The sequence below is a fragment of the Streptomyces sp. 8N706 genome, from assembly GCF_052245415.1.
Lineage (GTDB): Bacteria > Actinomycetota > Actinomycetes > Streptomycetales > Streptomycetaceae > Streptomyces.
Window position 1 is genome coordinate 69,751 of sequence record NZ_JBQQBW010000019.1, and the last position, 18,305, is coordinate 88,055.

The following is an 18,305-nucleotide window of genomic DNA, read 5'->3' on the forward strand; positions in this document are numbered from 1 at the left end:
GGGCGGCCCGCTCTCGTATGTCCGGGACCTGCCCTCACCCCCGGGGCAGTGCCTTCCTCGCGGGGGGAGCCTGCTGGGCGGGCGCCTCCTCGAGGCGGAGCGCGAGCTCCGGGCAGCGGCGTACGGCGCGCTGGGCGTTGCCCTGCAGATGTATCGGGACCGTCATGTCCGCGATGACCGGGTAACCGTCCGGGCCCATTCGGACCAGCTCCGGCACCACACCGGCACACAGGCCGTGGCCCTCGCACAGCACCCAGTCCACGGCCAGCTTCTGGCCGCTGGGAACGCCCTCTTCCTCGTAGCCGGGGTTCGGCAGGGGGAGCACACCCTGAGTGGGGCGGCCGCACCCGCCGCTCAGCACATGGGCGGCGAGGTCGTCGGTGAAGGCCTGCAGCGTGGACTGGAAGAAGCGCACGGACCCGTCGGGGTGCTTGCAGGCCCCCCGGCCCTTGACGGCCTGCGTGACCTGCCGCAGGGCCTCCAGCGCGGTCGGTCCGCCGCCGCCCAGTACGTCCGAGAGTCCGGCAGCGGCCGCCGGCAGGCCCAGCTTGCAGGGGCCGCACTGCCCCGCGGTCTCGGCGGCCAGCCAGTTCGCCACCCTCAGGGACTCCCCGAGCGCGCAGGTCTCGGGGCTGATCGGAAGGATCGCGCCCGCTCCCAGGGCTCCGCCGGCCGTGGCGAGCGCCTTGCGGGAGATGATGGCGCCCACCGCGGTCAGCCCGTCGATCCAGTTGCCGTGGTAGCCACCGGTCAGCACGGCCTGGGGCACGGGCGGTGCCCCGCACAGCTCCAGGACGTAGCGCATCGGTGTGCCGACCGGCACTTCGAGGACGGTCGGCCGGGCCACGGACCCGGACACCGTGAGCATGACCGTGCCGGGCTCGTCGGACAGTCCGGAGTTGCCGTAGCGCGGCGCGCCCAGCCGTGCGGCGACGGCGAGTTGGGCGAAGGTCTCGGCGTTGGACAGCAGTGTCGGCGCACCCCCGACACCGGAGTCCGAAGCCCGCACCTTACGGCCGGCCGGCAGCGACGGACCGCCGTTCACGGCGCTGATCACCGAGGACGCCTCGCCGGAGACCATCCGCTCAGGTGTTCTCACCACCCGGACGCGCAGCCCCTTGCCGCGCCGGTCCGTCAGCCCTCGCTCGGACAGCGCCTCCCGCATGGACGCCTCGGTCGAGTCGCGGGTCACGGCGATGGCCAGGATCTTGGCGCCGAGCGCCTCGGCGGCCAGCAGGGCACCGTCCAGAATGAGGTGCGGCGCGCGGCACAGCAGCACCGTGTCCTTGCGGCAGGCGGGTTCGCCCTCGCTGCCGTTGACGACGACCACGGGTCGTACGCCGCGCCGGATCGCGCTCTTCGCCACCGCCCGCAGCTTCTTGGCGAACGGGAAGCCCGCGCCGCCCCGGCCGTTCAGCGAGACGGCCTCGGCCAGATCGGCCAGCCGCTCGCCGACGATCGGCTCCAGGGCGCCGTGCACCTTCAGGTGCATGCCGAGGTCGAGACGGTGCACCAGGTCGAACCCCGTGGTCAGCTGAGGCAGACCGACGACCCGGACCTCCGGCACATCGGGCAGTGGTGCGTTCATGGCCGCTCTCCTGCGGGGTAGTGCCACGGTTCACCGGGCGGGGGCGAGTAGGACTGTCCGGCGGCGGGGTCCGGCTCCGCACGGCGCCGGATGGTCTCGCCGGGAGGCGGCGGGGACGGGGTCGGCCAGCGGCCCGTCGTCTGGATGGGCGGCTCCGGCGCGTAGGACGACGTGGTCGGAATCGTCTCCGTCGGGGCGTACGGGGTGTACGGAGGTGCGGGTGGCACCGGCTGCATCATCTCGGTCTGCGCCTCGTACGGGGGTACGGGCGGCAGTGTCCCGCTCTGGGCCTCGTACGGTGGCACCGGAGGCATCATTTCGGTCTGCGCCTCGTAGGAGGGGACGGGCGGCAGCGTCCCGGCCTGTGACTCGTACGGTGGCACCGAAGGCATCATTTCGGTCTGCGCCTCGTAGGAGGGCACCGGCGGCAGTGTCCCGGCCTGGCTCTCGTAGGACGGCACCGGAGGGATCATTTCGGTCTGCGTCTCGTACGGGGGTGCGGGCCGTTGGGGCGGGACGCCGAAGGGCTCCGAGGGCTGCGGTGCCGACGAGACCGCCCGGTAGGCCGCGGAAATGCCGGCTCCCCGGCCGCTGGAGACGGGTGTGGGGCGCGTCGAGTCGATCCGCAGCGGAGGCTCCTGGAGACGGCTGTCCTGGGGGCGGGCGTCCGCCCGGCCGCCGGGGACACGGGTCGAGCCCGGCAGTGGCGACACCGACGGATCCCGGACGGGTGGCGCGGTGTCCCGGGCGGTACCGGGCATCTCGTCACGCGTGATTGACATCAGCATCCGCGCGATGCGGCGGCGCTGCGGCTGGGGAAGCAGCCGCACGGACACCGCCGCGCCCACGGCTACAAGGGCGAGGCAGTACATCGTGGTCACCCATACGGCTGCCGGGCGCCCGGCGTTCAGACCGTGCAGCAGGGCGGCGAACCAGGCCGGGTAGGCCAGCGAGTGCAGCGCGCGCCAGCGGGCGGCGGCCGGGCCCGACGGGGCGAAGGCGCTGCGTGCCGCACCGGTGGCCCCGGCGATGACCATGCAGTGCGCGGCGAGTGAGCCGAGGCCGATGAGCCCGTCCCGGCCTGCGAAACCCTCGCCGAACGGCACCAGCGTGGCCAGCCAGGTCGCACGGGCCTCGGAGACCTTGATGGTGATGTGCAGCAGCAGGAAGCCGAGGGAGCCGACCGCGAGGAAGCGGTGGATGGCCTGGGAGAGCAGCCGCTGCGGGATGTCGAGCAGGACGCGGTCGGCGGCCACCAGGCCCCAGATCACGACGCCGCTGAGCGACACGAGGGTGAGTACACCGCTGGCGAAGTCGATGGCCGCCCGCAGCTCGTCACCCGCGAACAGCGCGATCGACGGGATGACGAGGACGACCGCGACCTGCAGGGCGTAGAGAACCGGCCGGGGCAGGGAGGACGGCGTCGCGGGCGATGGTGGCCGCGGGGCCTGGGTCCGTGGGGACGGTATCCGTGAGGATTTTTTTCGCATCTTGCGTTGAGGTTGCATGCGGGCGACTCCAGTGGTGCGGAGGGAGGGGTCCCGGATCCGCATGCTAAGCGCCCGATCAAAGATCATCCGTGTGTTTGGTTATTTGCTCGAATGTCAATATCGCCGATGACATCCGAGCGTCGCTGTGCGCGAGGGGCCGGTGGCCCTGTGCGGCCTGCACGGACGCTGCGGTACCCTGAGGCCATGCGTGCCGTACGCCTTCTGCTTAGCGGGCCGCGCTGATCAGTCCCGGCCGAAGGACAACTTGGCCGGAATCGGCGCGGCGTCCCCTCCTGTGCGAGGGGCCTTTTTGTTTCAGGGACAAGAGGGTTCGTTTCCGTGAGCAGAGACGATCGATGGAGCTTTGAGGACGATGAGCGAGACCAATTCAGCGGCCGAGGTGGCCGCGCCGCACCGCTACACGGCTGCGATGGCCGCCGACGTCGAGGCACGCTGGCAGGACGCCTGGGACGCCGAGGGGACGTACGAGACCCCCAACCCCGAGGGTGACCTGTCCGGGCCGGCGGAGCTCGTGGCCCGCCCGAAGAAGTTCATCATGGACATGTTCCCGTACCCGTCGGGCGCGGGGCTGCACGTCGGTCACCCCCTGGGCTACATCGCCACCGATGTCTACGCCCGCTTCAACCGGATGACCGGCCACAACGTCCTGCACACCCTGGGCTTCGACGCGTTCGGCCTGCCCGCCGAGCAGTACGCCGTGCAGACCGGCACCCATCCGCGGGTCAGCACCGAGGCCAACATCGAGAACATGACGGTCCAGCTGCGGCGGCTGGGCCTGGGCCACGACAAACGCCGGTCGTTCGCCACGATCGACCCGGACTACTACCGCTGGACCCAGTGGATCTTCCTGCAGATCTTCAACTCCTGGTACGACGAGGAGGCGAGGAAGGCCCGTCCGATCGACACGCTGGTCGAACAGTTCGCCTCCGGCGCGCGGCCCACACCGGAGGGGCGCGGCCCGTGGGCGGAGCTGTCCGAGGCGGAGCGCGCCGATCTGCTGGGGGAGTACCGGCTGGCGTACGCCTCCGACGCGCCCGTCAACTGGTGCCCCGGTCTGGGCACCGTCCTGGCCAATGAGGAGGTCACGGCCGAAGGCCGCTCCGAGCGGGGCAACTTCCCCGTCTTCAAGGCCAAGCTGCGCCAGTGGAACATGCGGATCACCGCCTACGCGGACCGGCTGCTGGACGATCTGGACGCGCTGGACTGGCCCGAGGCGATCAAGCTGCAGCAGCGCAACTGGATCGGCCGTTCCGAGGGTGCCCGGATCGACTTCCCCGTCGGGGACGACCGGTCGATCACGGTGTTCACGACCCGTCAGGACACCCTGTTCGGCGCCACCTACATGGTGCTGGCTCCGGAGCACGAGCTGGTCGACGCGATCGTCCCGGGCGCCTGGCCCGAGGGCACGCACGACGTGTGGACCGGCGGGCACGCCACCCCGTCCGAGGCGGTGACCGAGTACCGCAAGCAGGCCGCGGCCAAGTCGGATGTCGAGCGGCAGGCCGAGGTCAAGGAGAAGACCGGCGTCTTCACCGGCGCGTACGCCACCAACCCGGTCAGCGGCGAGCGGGTGCCGGTCTTCATCGCCGACTATGTGCTGATGGGCTACGGCACCGGCGCGATCATGGCCGTCCCGGCGCACGACAGCAGGGACTTCGCCTTCGCCCGCGCCTTCGAGCTGCCGATGCGCTGTGTCGTGGAGCCGAGCGACGACCGCGGCACGGATACCTCGGCCTGGGACGACGCCTTCGCCTCCTACGACGCGAAGATCGTGAACTCCACCGGTGAAGGGATCTCGCTGGACGGCCTGGGCGTGGTCGAGGCCAAGGCCAGGATCACCGAGTGGCTGTCCGCGAGGGGTATCGGCGAGGGCACGGTCAACTTCCGGCTGCGGGACTGGCTGTTCAGCCGGCAGCGCTACTGGGGCGAGCCCTTCCCCATCGTCTACGACGAGAGCGGCGTGGCGCACGCGCTGCCCGAGTCCATGCTGCCGGTCGAGCTGCCCGAGGTCGACGACTACTCACCGCGGACGTTCGACCCCGAGGACGCGGACACCTCGCCGGAGACCCCGCTGTCCCGCAACGAGGACTGGGTCACCGTCGAGCTGGACCTGGGCGACGGCGTCAAGACGTACCGCCGTGAGACCAACACCATGCCCAACTGGGCCGGTTCGTGCTGGTACGAGCTGCGCTACCTGGACCCGCGCAATGCCGCGCAGCTGGTCGGCCCGGAGGTCGAGCAGTACTGGATGGGGCCGCGGGAAGGGCAGCCCGCGGGCGGCGTCGACCTGTACGTGGGCGGAGCGGAGCACGCCGTACTGCACCTGCTGTACGCCCGCTTCTGGCACAAGGTGCTGTTCGACCTGGGCCACATCTCGTCCTTCGAACCGTTCCACAAGCTGTTCAACCAGGGCATGATCCAGGCCTACGTCTACCGGGACAGCCGCGGCATCGCGGTCCCGGCGGCCGAGGTCGAGGAGCGTGACGGGACGTACTCCTACCAGGGCGAGCCCGTCAGCAGGCTGCTGGGCAAGATGGGCAAGTCCCTGAAGAACGCCGTCACTCCCGACGAGATCTGCGCCGAGTACGGCGCCGACACCCTGCGCCTCTACGAGATGGCGATGGGCCCGCTGGACGTCTCCCGGCCCTGGGACACGCGCGCGGTGGTCGGCCAGTACCGGCTGCTGCAGCGGCTGTGGCGCAACGTCGTGGATGAGAACACCGGCGAGGTCACGGTCGTCGACGAGGAGCCCGATGAGGCGACGCTGCGCGCCCTGCACAAGGCGATCGACGGTGTCACGCAGGACATGGAGAACCTGCGCTTCAACACCGCCATCGCCAAGGTGACCGAGCTGAACAACCATCTGACGAAGGCGGGCGGGCGGGTGCCCCGGTCGGTCGCCGAGCGGCTGGTGCTGCTGGTCGCACCGCTGGCCCCGCACATCGCCGAGGAGCTGTGGCACCGGCTGGGCCATGAGTCGACGGTGGTCCACGAGGCCTTCCCGGTCGCCGACCCGGCGTATCTGGTCGATGAGACGGTGACCTGCGTCGTCCAGATCAAGGGCAAGGTCAGGGCGCGCCTGGAGGTCGCCCCGACGATCGCCGACGAGGAGCTGGAGAAGCTGGCCCTGGCGGACGCGGGCGTGCAGTCGGCGCTGGGCGGGGCGGGTATCCGCAAGGTCGTCGTGCGGGCGCCGAAGCTGGTCAACATCGTTCCGGCGTGAGCCGGGGGGCGTGGTGGCGCGGGCCGTGGACGCGGTGCGTCGTGAGTCGATGTGACGTCGTGACGTGACGTTGTGACGCCGGGGCGGTGGAGTCGGTGGCGTGGGCCGGGGCGCTGGACGCGGCAGTGGGCTGCGCCGCGCCCCCGAGCCGAACGGCTCCGAGCGAACGGCCGGGCCGGGAATGGCTGAGGACATTCCCCAACGGGCCGGTCGGGGGCTCCGATGGAACCCTCGACCGGCCCGGGCCGTTTACGGTGGAGATACGTCCTGCGGGGTACGACCTTGTCGTCGGCGTCGGCGTCGTCAGCCCCGCGTACAGGGCGTCGGAACATCCGGTCACCCGGACATCGCGAAGGAGCGTCCATGGAAGCCGCGATCCTCATCCTGGCGCTGCTCTTCGTGCTTTTTGTCGCGCTCGGCGCCTATGTGGCCGTGAAGGTGCTGAGTGCGGCCAAGCGCGGCGTGGACCGCACAGTGGAGCAGGCCCGTCGCACGGTCGAGGACACGACCCTCAGGGCGAGGAAGTACACCCAGCCGGGAGCGGTCGGCGATCTCGCCGAGCTGCGGCTCTCCCTGCGTACCTCCATGAGGTCCACCCAGGAGGCGCTGGCGGCCGCCTCGCCCGAGGACGCCTCCCTGGCGGAGTCGATCGGCCTCTTCAAGCGGCTGAGCGCGCATGGGCACCAGTTGGACGACGACCTCAAGCGGCTGGAGCGGGAGCCGGACAAGAACCGGCTCCTGGAACGGCTGCCGGAGTTGCGGGAGCGTACGGAGCAGGTGGTGCGGCACGCGGACTCGCTGCGGTGGGCGGTACGGGACCGGACACGGCGGTTCGCGGGGGACGACCTGGAGGAGCTGGGGCGCCAGATCGAGGTCGAGTCGGGGGCGCTGAGGCACTGGACGACTGAGGAGACCCCGTTCCCGCAGCCATCGCGCCAGGAGGCCACTCCCCGGGCGGGGACGCCGACCCGGCGCTCCGGAGCTCCGACGCCGACTCGGAGTCAGACCCCCGCCTCCACACCGACGCCGACCTGGCCGGATGTCTCCCGCCCGGACGCGGAGGCGCAGGAGCCGCCGGCCATCACCGCGCGGGACCCGAGGCAGGCCGCGTACCCCTGGACCAAGGCCCGTAGGCCGGAGAGCAGCACCTGACCGATGGGCGCCGGAAACCTGTACGTGACCGGCGGGCGCCAGGACGGGCCCGCACTGTCGGCCGTGGTCGTCCCCGGATAATCTCCCAGTCATGTCCCGCCATGTCGCGATCGTCACCGACTCAACGGCCTACCTGCCGCAGCAGGCGATGGAGCGGCACGGCATCACCGCGGTGCCGCTGACCGTGGTACTTGGCGACCGCGCGCTGGAAGAGGGGACCGAGGTGTCCGCCCGGTCCGTCGCACAGGCTTTGCAGCGGCGTACGTCGGTGACGACCTCCCGGCCGAGCCCCGCGACCTTCGCGGCCGCGTACCGGGCGGCCGCGGAAGCAGGCGCGGACGGGATCGTGTCGCTGCATCTGTCCGCCGAGATCTCCGGTACGTACGACGCGGCGGTGCTGGCGGCACGAGAGGCGCCCGTACCGGTCCGGGTCGTGGACACGGGCATGGTCGCCATGGCGCTCGGATTCTGTGCGCTGTCCGCCGCGGAGACGGTGGGCACGGGCGGAACGCTCGACGAGGCGGTCGCGGCGGCGGAGAAGCGCGCCGAGGCCACGTCCGCGTACTTCTACGTGGACACACTCGACTACCTGCGGCGCGGGGGGCGGATCGGCGCGGCGCAGGCGATGTTGGGGTCGGCCCTCGCAGTGAAGCCGCTGCTGCAGCTGGACGGCGGACGTATCGAGCTGCTGGAGAAGGTCCGTACGGCGTCCAAGGCCATCGCCCGGCTCGAGGAGCTCGTGGTCGAACGGGCCGGGGTGAGCTCCGTGGACATCGCGGTGCACCATCTGGACGCGGAGGCGCGCGCCGAGCAGCTCGCGGAGCGGCTGCGGCAGCGGGTACCCGGACTGGCCGAGCTGCACGTCAGTGAGGTGGGAGCGGTGATCGGCGCGCACACGGGCCCGGGGCTGCTGGGCGCGGTGATCTCGCCGAGGGCCTGAGCGCACTCGGGCGGAGGTGAGGGCCGGGGCTCGGCCGTGGGGGCGGCCTGTGTGAAGTGGCGTTCCACTGCTCGTGGCAAGCCGAGGCCCGAAGACTGCCAAGATCCAGTGGCGGGGGCGTCGGGTCACTCGCTCGGGTGGCGAGGTTTTCCACAACTATTCGGTTATCCACCGTTCTTGGGGCCTCTCAGCAGAAAGCGCGGAACGTGCCTACCGTCGGCGGCATGGACATCCGATCACACTCCGTAACCAGAGGTCCGGGCCGGGTACGCGGCTCCGATGGCCGTGCCCGCCGACCCCACGGGCTGCGCCGCGGCTCGGGCGGTGGGAACCGTACGTTCCGCGCTGTTCGTGGCGGCGATACGGGTCGTAGGGTCCGGGCGGTCCGTCGTCCGCCGGCTGACGTACGCACGACGGCATTGCGCGAACGTGCCCAAGCGCTGTTCTCGGCGCGTCCCCGTCACCCACCACGACCCGTCATCGCCGGGCAGACGGGTCCGACCGGCGACCGGCCACGGACGGAACGGCCCGCCAACGGGGGCGTGAGCACGGAACCGCCCACGACATCGAGGCATGACCTCGCGCGTCAGGGGCTGGCCCAACGGAAGCCCGTAGGCCGGGGGCTCGCGCGTCGGGGGTCCGCAGGGCCTGCGCTGGAGTCCGGGAGCGCGGGGCCCGTGCAACAGGGGTCCGCAGGACTCGTGCGTCAGGAATCCGAGAGCGCGGGGCCCCTGCAACAGAGGCTCGAGCGCCGGGGGCCCGAGCGTCAGGAGTCGGCCCGCCGGGAGTCGGCCCGTCGGGAGTCGGCCGGCCAGGAGCCCGAGCGCCATGAGCCCGCCCGGGAGGTGTGGGGGCGCCGGGAGCCTGCCCGGGAGGTGTCGGCGCGCCAGGAGTCCGCTCGTCAAGGGCCCGTGCGTCAGGAGTCCGGCAGCAGCACTGGTCCGCCCGGGAGCGGCCCGACCGGGCGTCGGCTCGCCCGGTGGAGGCTCGCGGTTCGCGAACGGGTGCCGCTGTGGGTCCAGTTGAGGTGTGCTGTCGAGCCCCGGGCACTCGCGGCACTGGCCGTCGTGCTGGCGCTCGCCGGAGGATTCGCCGCCTACCACTACTGGACCGGACGGCCACAGACCGTGCGGGCCCCAGCCGCCGAACCTCCGGCGCAGCCCGTCGGGCCCGGCCAGGGTGGCGGCCGGGCGACCGGCGCTGTGGGACCGGCGCCCATTAGGAGCACGGACCGTCGCATCGTGGTGGTGGATGTGGCGGGCGAGGTCCGCAGACCGGGAATCCAGCGGCTGCCCGCCGGGTCGAGGGTCGCCGACGCCCTGCGGGCCGCGGGTGGGGTGCGTCCCGGCACCGACACCGGGGCGCTCAACCGGGCGCGTGTCCTGAACGACGGCGAGCAGGTGGTGGTCGGCGGACCTGCCCCCGCCGGTGCGGACGGCTCAGGCGTGACGGGCACGGACGCCGGTACGGGACCGGGTGTTTCCTCCGGCGCCACCGCGCCGATCAGTCTCAACACCGCGACTGCGGAGCAGCTCGACACGCTCCCCGGCGTGGGTCCGGTCCTCGCGCAGCACATTCTCGAGTACCGCGAGCAGAACGGCGGTTTCCGGTCCGTCGATCAGCTTCGCGAGGTCACTGGCATCGGGGACCGCCGCTTCGCCGACCTCCAATCCCTTGTGCAGCCATGACCGGAGTCCGTGCGCATGCGGAGTCCGGACGCCGCCTCGGAGCCTCCCACCCCCGCGAGGAAGGCGGCCCCACCGACCTCCGCCTCGTACCGCCGGCTTTGGGGACCTGGGCTGCCGCGGCCCTCGCCCTCGACGCCCCCACGCCCTGGGCGGTCACCGGTGCGGTGGTGTGCCTGGCCGCAGCGGCCGTGCTTCTGTTGCGGTTCTCCAGAGCAGACGACCGAGCTGAGCCGCACGGCGGCCGGCACCGGAGCTCGTACCGGCGTGCCGCCGCCGACGGCAGCACTGTCGCGGGTTCCGATGCGGTCGCAGCGTTGCGAAGCCCTACCCGCGCGAGACGCGGGATGGGTTCCGTGGCCATCGCCGCTCTGCTCTGTGCGGCCGCCGCCACGGCCTCGGCCGCCCTTCACGCCGCGGACCTGCGGCGCGGTCCGCTGCCGGAGCTGGCGCGGCGACATGCCGACGTCACGGCCGAGCTGACCTTGACCGGCGATCCCCGCCTCACCCGGCCCAGGGTGCGTGGCGCCGAGCCTGCGCCCGCGGCCGTCGTCCTGGAGGCGGAGGCGGAGCGTGTGACCGGGCCGGACGGGACGATCACCGCGACCCGCACGCCGTTGCTCGTTCTCGTGCAGCAGCGCGATGCGGCAGGCTCCGCCATGACGGGCAGCGGTGCGCCCCGGGCTCAACCCCAGGCGCTCTGGCTCAGGTTGCTGCCGTCCACACGGCTCCGTGTCCGGGCCCGGGCCGTACCGCCGCTGGAGGGCGGCGGCAGGCCCGTTGCCGTGGTGCTGCGTGTGTCCGGCGGGGGACCGCCGCAGGTGATCGGCGCGCCGAGCCCCCTGCAGCAAGCCGCGGGGGAGCTGCGCGCCGGGTTACGGGAGGCCACCGACGGGCTCTCACCCGACGCCCGTGCCCTGCTGCCCGGGCTGGTCGTCGGGGACACCTCCCGTATGCCCCCCGACCTCGACGAGGCCTTCCACGCCACGGACTTGGTGCACCTCACCGCCGTATCCGGTGCGAACCTCACCATCGTGCTCGCGCTGCTCATCGGACCGCCGCATCTGGCCATCCGTGCCGAGCGGCGCGGGCTGGCCCCGCGCCTCGGTATGTCCCTGCGCCTGACCGCGCTGCTCGGCGGACTGCTCACCCTCGCTTTTGTGATCGTCTGCCGCCCTGAGCCCAGCGTGCTGCGGGCAGCCGCCTGCGGCCTGGTCTCGCTGCTCGCGATCGCCACCGGCCGTCGCAGATCCCTCCTCCCCGCCCTGTCCACCGTCGTACTTCTGCTGGTGCTCTACGACCCGTGGCTCGCCCGCTCCTACGGCTTTCTGCTCTCCGTGCTGGCCACCGCCGCACTGCTCACCTTCGCCCCGCGCTGGAGCGCCGCACTCCAGCGCCGCCGGGTGCCGGCCCGGCTCGCCGAGGTGCTCGCCGCGGCTGCGGCCGCCCAGGCGGTCTGCGCGCCCGTCGTTGCCCTGCTGGCCGCGCGCGTCAGTCTCGTCGCGGTCCCGTGCAATCTCCTCGCCGAGCTCGCCGTCGCCCCCGCAACCGTCCTCGGCTTCGCCGCCCTGGCGGCCGCGCCGGTCGCCATGCCCGTCGCCACCTGGCTCGCCTGGCTGGGCAGTTGGCCGACCGAGTGGATCGCTGCCATCGCCCGCACGGGCGCGGCGCTGCCCGGCGCCGAACTGGACTGGCCCGGCAGCTGGGCCGGGGGGCTGCTGCTCGCCGCCGTCACAGCTGTCGCCGTGCTCGCCGCTCCCCGTCTGCTCCGCCACCCGTGGCTGGGCGCGGGGTGTGCCCTGCTCCTGGTCCTGGCGATCACCCGGCCGGCACCGCTACCGAGGCTCGTCACCGGCTGGCCGCCCCCCGGCTGGCGGTTCGCGGTCTGCGATGTGGGCCAGGGCGACGCGCTGGTGCTCTCGGCCGGTGAGGGCACGGCAGTGGTCGTGGACGCGGGCCCCGAACCCGCGCTCGTCGACCGCTGTCTGCGCGCGTTGGGAGTCACCCGTATCCCCCTGGCCGTGCTCACGCACTTCCACGCCGACCATGTGGCCGGTCTGCCCGGGGTGCTGCGCGGCCGTGCGGTGGGCGCGATCGAGACCACGACCCTCCAGGAGCCGCCCGACCAGGCCGCATTCGTACGGCGTGTGGCCTCCGGGGCGGGTGTCCCGGTGGTCCGTACGGCACCGGGGGACCGGAGACTGGGCTCGCTCAGCTGGCGCGTCCTCTGGCCCCCGCCCTCCGCTCCCCCGGGACTCCCCGGTGCTGCCCTCGCCCCCGAGGGCGCGAACGACGCCAGCGTCACGCTCCTCGTCCGTACGTCCGGACTCACCCTGCTCCTACTCGGCGATCTCGAACCCCTCGCCCAACAGAGCCTGTTGGCCACGGTGCCCGATCTGCCCGCCGTGGATGTCCTCAAGGTCGCTCACCACGGCTCGGCCTACCAGCACCCACAGTTGCTCCGGCACGTCCACCCCCGGCTCGCCCTGATCTCCTGCGGCGAGGACAATCCGTACGGCCATCCGTCGCCCCGCACGATCACCGCGCTACGGCAGCAGGGCGCCACCGTGCTGCGTACCGACACCGACGGCGCGATCGCCGTGACAGGCCCGGCGTCCCGGCTCGGCGCCGCGGTCAGACGCGGCAGACGGCCCCAACGCACTCGAGCCGGGGGCCCGCCATGTCGAAGAAGGCTCGGGGGAGCGCCCGGGCGACTCCGACAACACAGCGCAGGGGACCGGGTCCGACGTGGGGGAGTGGCCTACCGGTTGCCACGAGCCGGTGAGGCTTCCCGGTCGCAGCACCGGCTCACCAGGCTGAGGGCAGCACGCTCAGTGGCAGCGGGCTCACTGGCAGCGGGCTCCTCACCACCGAGGCGTCCGGTGACCGCCGAGAGGAGGAGCTGCCGGACACCGCGACTGTGCTCGGGGCCTGTCGCGATCTGTTCGGCATCGAGCTCGACCGCGTTGCGGCCGTGCGGCCGACGGCGTAACGGAGAAGGCGCATACCGACTGCCCACCCACGTGGGTCGCCGCGTCAGGGCCGCTCGAGCCATCCGTCGTACTCCGCCGCCAGTGCGTCCAGCGCGGCCTCGTCCAGGTCTTCCGAGGGGTCCTCGACCACGACGAGCCACTGCGCGTCCTCGGCATCGTCCTCGCCCGCCAAGGCGTCCCGCACCAGATGGGGTTCCTCCACCGGCCCGAAACGTCTGGTGACCTCGTCGGCCGCTCCTCCGCTGCCCCGCGGTCCGGCAGCACCAGTACATGGTGCGCAGCGGGTGTGAGGTGGCCTGAGGCGTCATCGGTCTCGTGGGGAGAGGGCATCGAGGTACTCACGCGCCCATTGTGCGGGACCGCGCAGCAGCCCCTGTGCGGGACCGCACGGCAGCCGCTTCGCGGGGTGGACGGCGCCGCTCTGCGAGACTCCCGGCAGCTGCTCCGCGGGATGGAGCAGCCGTCTCGGGACCTCGTGGCAACCGCCCTGCAGGTGCGCGCGGCGTGAGCCCGGCCGGTGCCTGGTGCGGGGCCGGGCCCTCCGGGGCTGGGGGCCCCTGGAACGTCCATTTACGGGCCTGGCGGCCCACACATACTCCCCTGGCCTTCGGCATGGGGGACCCTAATCCAGAACCCCCACCCCTACGGCCCCGTCCTCTCCCCCCGGTGGCACCCCACCACACCTCGATCGTGTCCGCCGGTGGCCTCCTTCGGGAATGCGCGACAGCGAGGTCGCGGGAGCGGTCGCGGGGCGGCTACCCGGCGAGGGCTGTCAGTGGACCGTGGGATGCTGTGGGCGATGGCCAGGAAGAGTTCGACCGAAGACCCGCTCGCCCCCGTGACGCTCGCCGTGGGCCAGGAGGACCTCCTCCTCGACCGCGCCGTGCAGCAGGTGGTCGCCGCGGCGCGGGCCGCCGACGCCGACACCGATGTCCGCGACCTCACGCCCGACGCGCTGCAGCCGGGCACGCTCGCCGAGCTGACCAGTCCGTCGCTGTTCGCCGAGCGGAAGGTCGTAGTCGTCCGCAACGCCCAGGACCTCTCCGCGGACACCATCAAGGACGTCAAGAGTTATCTCGCGGCCCCTGCCGAGGAGATCACCCTCGTGCTTCTGCATGCGGGCGGGGCCAAGGGCAAGGGGTTGCTCGACGCGGCGCGCAAGGCGGGCGCCCGCGAGGTCGCCTGCCCGAAGATGACCAAGCCTGCCGACCGGCTGGCGTTCGTACGGTCCGAGTTCCGCACCGTAGGCCGATCCGCGACGCCCGAGGCCTGCCAGGCGCTGGTGGACGCGATCGGCAGCGACCTTCGGGAGCTGGCCAGCGCGTGCTCACAGCTCGCCGCCGATGTCGAGGGCACCATCGACGAAGCCGTTGTCGCCCGCTACTACACCGGCCGCGCAGAGGCGTCCAGCTTCACGGTCGCCGACCGTGCGGTCGAGGGCCGGGCCGCCGAGGCGCTCGAAGCGCTCCGCTGGGCGATGTCCACGGGTGTGGCCCCTGTACTGATCACCAGCGCGCTCTCCCAGGGCGTACGGGCCATCGGCAAGCTCGCCTCCGCCCCGCGCGGTATGCGCCCCGCCGATCTCGCCCGCGAGCTGGGCATGCCGCCGTGGAAGATCGACCGGGTGCGGCAGCAGATGCGCGGCTGGTCGGCCGACGGTGTGTCGGTGGCCCTACGGGCGGTGGCCGAGGCGGACGGCGCGGTCAAGGGCGGCGGTGACGACCCGGCATACGCCCTGGAGAAGGCCGTCGTCACGATCGCCCGAGCGGCCCGCCCGTCTCGCCCCTCCCATCAGTACTGACGCCGTCAGCGCCGCTGTCGCACGTGCTGAGCCGATCCCGCCCGCGTGGACCGAGCCAGCTCACACAGCGACCCCCCCTGATGCAGTTGCGCCCCGGCCGCGACCGAACAGTGCCCGCCCGCGTGGTACCGCGTACACCGAAGGCACGAGCGGATGCCCCCAAAGGCTCGAGCGCCGCGTATGCCTGAAGACCCGCCGCAGGCGCCGAAGGCTGGGCGGCCGGGGCGTCATGCGGGGCGCGGGCCCGCGCGCCTGTAGGTCGGAAGTGCGCAGGCGGCGGGTGCGCCGAAGGCCTGGGCGGCTGGGGCGTCGTGCGGGTCGCGGGCCCGGGCGTTCGTACGTCCGCAGCACGCGGGCGGCGGGTGCGCCGAAGGCCCGGGCCGCCCTGGGGAAAGGACGGGCACCGGGCCTTCGGGACGAACTGTGGTGCGCCGCACCCGCGTGGCGAACGCAGGCCGCGTGCGGCGCGATGCCGCGGAGACAGAATATCGATCTTCGCGAGCGGTGCCGGCCGGAGCGGGTGAGAGGGACCGCTGGGTCCGGGCCGACGGGTTGGGGCAGGAACCCCGTCGAGCTTGATCAGCGCTGAACTCGACCAGCCTCTGGGACTGTGGTCAGCGCCTCGGGGCTGTGGTCAGCCCTTGAGGGAGGCGACGCGCGTGGCCAGCGCCGACTTCTTGTTGGCAGCGGCGTTCTTGTGGATGACACCCTTGCTGACAGCCTTGTCGAGCTTCTTCGCTGCCTCGCGAGCGGCCACGCCGGCCTTCTCCACGTCGCCGGCCTCGACGGCCTCACGGGTCTTGCGGATCGCGGTGCGGAGCGAGGACTTGACGGCCTTGTTGCGCTGGCGCGCCTTCTCGTTCGTCTTGTTCCGCTTGATCTGGGACTTGATGTTCGCCACGAAAGAGCCTTTGCAGGTTCGTTGGATTTTTTGGAGCTGTGCCGCGCACGTGAGAGGGCACGAGGCACAGTGGACCAGGTTACCAGCAGCCTCGATCCGCTCCCAATCCGCTCCCCATCGGCTCCCCACCCGTTCACGCTCCGACCCCGCGGCTCCTCGCCGCTCCCCCGGGACGCTCCCGATCCGCTCTCCCGAGACGGTCGCCGTCCATCCCCGATCCGGTCGCTGTCCGACCCCGATCCGGTCGCCGTCCCCTCCCGATCCGGTCGTGGTCCGACGGTCAGGGGAAGGCGCCGCGACGGCCGTGGGAGGATGGAGGCTACGTATCGATCCGACCAGAGGCGATAGGCGTCTCAAGAAACAGGACCCTGCGTGCCCGCGACCCCTTCCAACGTGCCGGAGCCGAGCCGTACCGACCCGGCGCTGATCCGTAACTTCTGCATCATCGCGCACATCGATCACGGCAAGTCGACGCTCGCCGACCGGATGCTGCAGCTCACCGGCGTCGTCGAGCAGCGCCAGATGCGCGCCCAGTATCTCGACCGGATGGACATCGAGCGCGAGCGCGGCATCACGATCAAGTCTCAGGCGGTCAGGCTGCCCTGGGCGCCGACCACCGGCGAGGACCAGGGCACCGCCCATATCCTCAACATGATCGACACCCCTGGCCACGTCGACTTCACCTATGAGGTCTCCCGCTCCCTCGCGGCCTGCGAGGGCACCATCCTCCTGGTGGACGCCGCCCAGGGCATCGAGGCGCAGACCCTCGCCAACCTCTATCTGGCGATGGAGAACGACCTCACGATCATCCCGGTCCTCAACAAGATCGACCTTCCGGCGGCCCAGCCGGAGAAGTTCTCCGAGGAGCTCGCCCACCTCATCGGCTGCGAGCCCGAGGACGTGCTGAAGGTCTCGGCGAAGACCGGTGTGGGCGTGGACGCCCTGCTGGACAAGGTCGTCGCCGACATCCCGGCCCCGGTCGGCGTCAAGGACGCCCCGGCCCGCGCGATGATCTTCGACTCGGTCTATGACTCCTACCGCGGTGTCGTCACCTACGTACGGGTCGTGGACGGCCAGCTCAACAAGCGTGAGCGCATCAGGATGATGTCCACCGGCGCCACGCACGAGCTGCTGGAGATCGGCGCGAACTCCCCCGAGATGGCCCCGGCCGACGGCCTGGGCGTCGGCGAGGTGGGCTACCTCATCACCGGTGTGAAGGACGTCCGCCAGTCCAAGGTGGGTGACACGATCACCCAGTACAACAACGGTGCCGACGCACCGCTCGGCGGCTACAAGGACCCCAAGCCGATGGTGTTCTCGGGCCTGTACCCCCTGGACGGCTCGGACTATCCGGAGCTCCGCGAGGCCCTGGACAAGCTCCGGCTCAACGATGCCGCGCTCGTCTACGAGCCGGAGACCTCGGCGGCGCTGGGCTTCGGCTTCCGCGTCGGCTTCCTCGGCCTGCTGCACCTGGACGTCATCCGGGAGCGGTTGGAGCGCGAGTTCGGGCTCGACCTGATCGCCACCGCCCCCAACGTGGTCTACCGCGTGGAGATGGAGGACGGCAGCGAGCACACGGTCACCAACCCCAGCGAGTTCCCCACCGGCAAGATCGCCCAGGTGCACGAGCCCGTGGTCCGCGCCACTCTCCTCGCCCCCAGCGAGTTCATCGGCGCGATCATGGAGCTCTGCCAGAGCCGGCGCGGTTCGCTGCTCGGGATGGACTACCTCTCCGAGGACCGCGTCGAGCTGCGCTACACCCTCCCGCTTGCGGAGATCGTCTTCGACTTCTTCGACCAGCTGAAGTCCAAGACCCGCGGCTACGCCTCGCTCGACTACGAGCCCACCGGCGAGCAGACCGCCGACCTCGTCAAGGTCGACATCCTGCTGCACGGTGACAAGGTCGACGCCTTCTCCGCGATCACGCACAAGGACAAGGCGTACGCGTACGGTGTGCGGCTGGTCGCCAAGCTGCGCGAGCTCATCCCGCGGCAGAGCTTCGAGGTGCCGATCCAGGCGGCCATCGGCAGCCGTGTCATCGCCCGTGAGACCGTCCGCGCCATCCGCAAGGACGTCCTCGCCAAGTGCTACGGCGGTGACATCTCCCGTAAGCGGAAGCTGCTGGAGAAGCAGAAGGAAGGCAAGAAGCGGATGAAGATGGTCGGCAGCGTGGAGGTCCCGCAGGAGGCCTTCATCGCGGTGCTGTCCACTGATTCCGAAGGCGAGGCCAAGGCCAAGAAGTAGTGGCGGGGCCCGGCAGAGATGCCGGAGGCCGCGCCCGAGCGGCCAGAGGCCGGGCCACGAGGCAGAGGCCACGGCCATGAGCCGGAGGCCGGGCCGGACGGGGCCGGAGGTCGGGCCGGACGGGGCCGGAGGTCGGGCCGGACGGGTCCGGAGGTCGGGGCCCAGAAACTGGGCCCAGAGGCCCGGGGTCCCGGAACCCGGGGTCCCGGAACCAGGGGTCCGGAGGCCAGGGCGGCCAGGGTCCGGGAACCCGGGGTCCGGAGGCTA

Annotated in this window: 9 protein-coding genes and 2 pseudogenes; 7 read left to right on the forward strand and 4 right to left on the reverse strand. The window is 71.9% G+C overall.

All coding sequences use genetic code 11. The annotated features are described in order from the left end of the window. Positions 1-34 precede the first annotated feature (34 nt). Positions 35-1,588 carry an NADH-ubiquinone oxidoreductase-F iron-sulfur binding region domain-containing protein gene (locus ACTWQE_RS10435; protein WP_443328573.1) on the reverse strand — a complete coding sequence of 518 codons (1,554 nt, stop codon included), beginning with the start codon at positions 1,586-1,588 and terminating at the stop codon, positions 35-37. After that, a complete protein-coding gene (locus tag ACTWQE_RS10440) occupies positions 1,585-3,096 on the reverse strand; it encodes a hypothetical protein (RefSeq protein WP_443328574.1) in 1,512 nt (503 codons plus the stop codon). The genes ACTWQE_RS10435 and ACTWQE_RS10440 overlap by 4 nt, the downstream gene beginning before the upstream one ends. 355 nt (positions 3,097-3,451) lie before the next feature. On the opposite strand from ACTWQE_RS10440, the gene leuS reads away from it, so the two are divergent. The 5 genes and pseudogenes from leuS to ACTWQE_RS10465 all read left to right on the forward strand — a co-directional run. Further along, positions 3,452-6,322, forward strand: coding sequence for a leucine--tRNA ligase (leuS, locus tag ACTWQE_RS10445; protein ID WP_443328575.1), 2,871 nt, complete (start codon positions 3,452-3,454; stop codon positions 6,320-6,322). A gap of 363 nt (positions 6,323-6,685) precedes the next feature. Continuing rightward, positions 6,686-7,474: a hypothetical protein gene (locus ACTWQE_RS10450; RefSeq protein ID WP_443328576.1), complete on the forward strand. Its 789-nt coding sequence runs from the start codon at positions 6,686-6,688 to the stop codon at positions 7,472-7,474. A 91-nt stretch (positions 7,475-7,565) separates the two neighbouring features. Continuing rightward, positions 7,566-8,414, forward strand: coding sequence for a DegV family protein (locus tag ACTWQE_RS10455; protein WP_443328577.1), 849 nt, complete (start codon positions 7,566-7,568; stop codon positions 8,412-8,414). Positions 8,415-9,115: 701 nt separating this feature from the next. After that, positions 9,116-10,102, forward strand: a complete 987-nt coding sequence (locus tag ACTWQE_RS10460) for a helix-hairpin-helix domain-containing protein (RefSeq protein WP_443328578.1) — start codon at positions 9,116-9,118, stop codon at positions 10,100-10,102. Continuing rightward, positions 10,099-12,738: pseudogene (locus ACTWQE_RS10465) on the forward strand (ComEC/Rec2 family competence protein); the annotation flags it as partial. The gene ACTWQE_RS10460 and the pseudogene ACTWQE_RS10465, both read left to right, overlap by 4 nt. A 397-nt stretch (positions 12,739-13,135) precedes the next feature. Here the strand turns inward: ACTWQE_RS10465 and ACTWQE_RS10470 are convergent. Continuing rightward, positions 13,136-13,422, reverse strand: a pseudogene (locus ACTWQE_RS10470) (hypothetical protein). 469 nt (positions 13,423-13,891) lie between these two features. Here ACTWQE_RS10470 and holA point away from each other — a divergent pair. Then, entirely contained in the window at positions 13,892-14,893 is a 1,002-nt protein-coding gene (holA, locus tag ACTWQE_RS10475; protein WP_443328579.1) for a DNA polymerase III subunit delta, read from the forward strand. Between the two features lie 634 nt (positions 14,894-15,527). On the opposite strand, the gene rpsT is transcribed toward holA, so the two are convergent. After that, on the reverse strand, positions 15,528-15,794 hold the full coding sequence (gene rpsT, locus ACTWQE_RS10480; RefSeq protein ID WP_443328580.1) for a 30S ribosomal protein S20: 267 nt from the start codon (positions 15,792-15,794) through the stop codon (positions 15,528-15,530). Positions 15,795-16,166: 372 nt separating this feature from the next. Here rpsT and lepA point away from each other — a divergent pair, with 372 nt between their 5' ends. Next, positions 16,167-18,038, forward strand: coding sequence for a translation elongation factor 4 (lepA, locus tag ACTWQE_RS10485; protein WP_443328581.1), 1,872 nt, complete (start codon positions 16,167-16,169; stop codon positions 18,036-18,038). Positions 18,039-18,305: the final 267 nt, after the last annotated feature.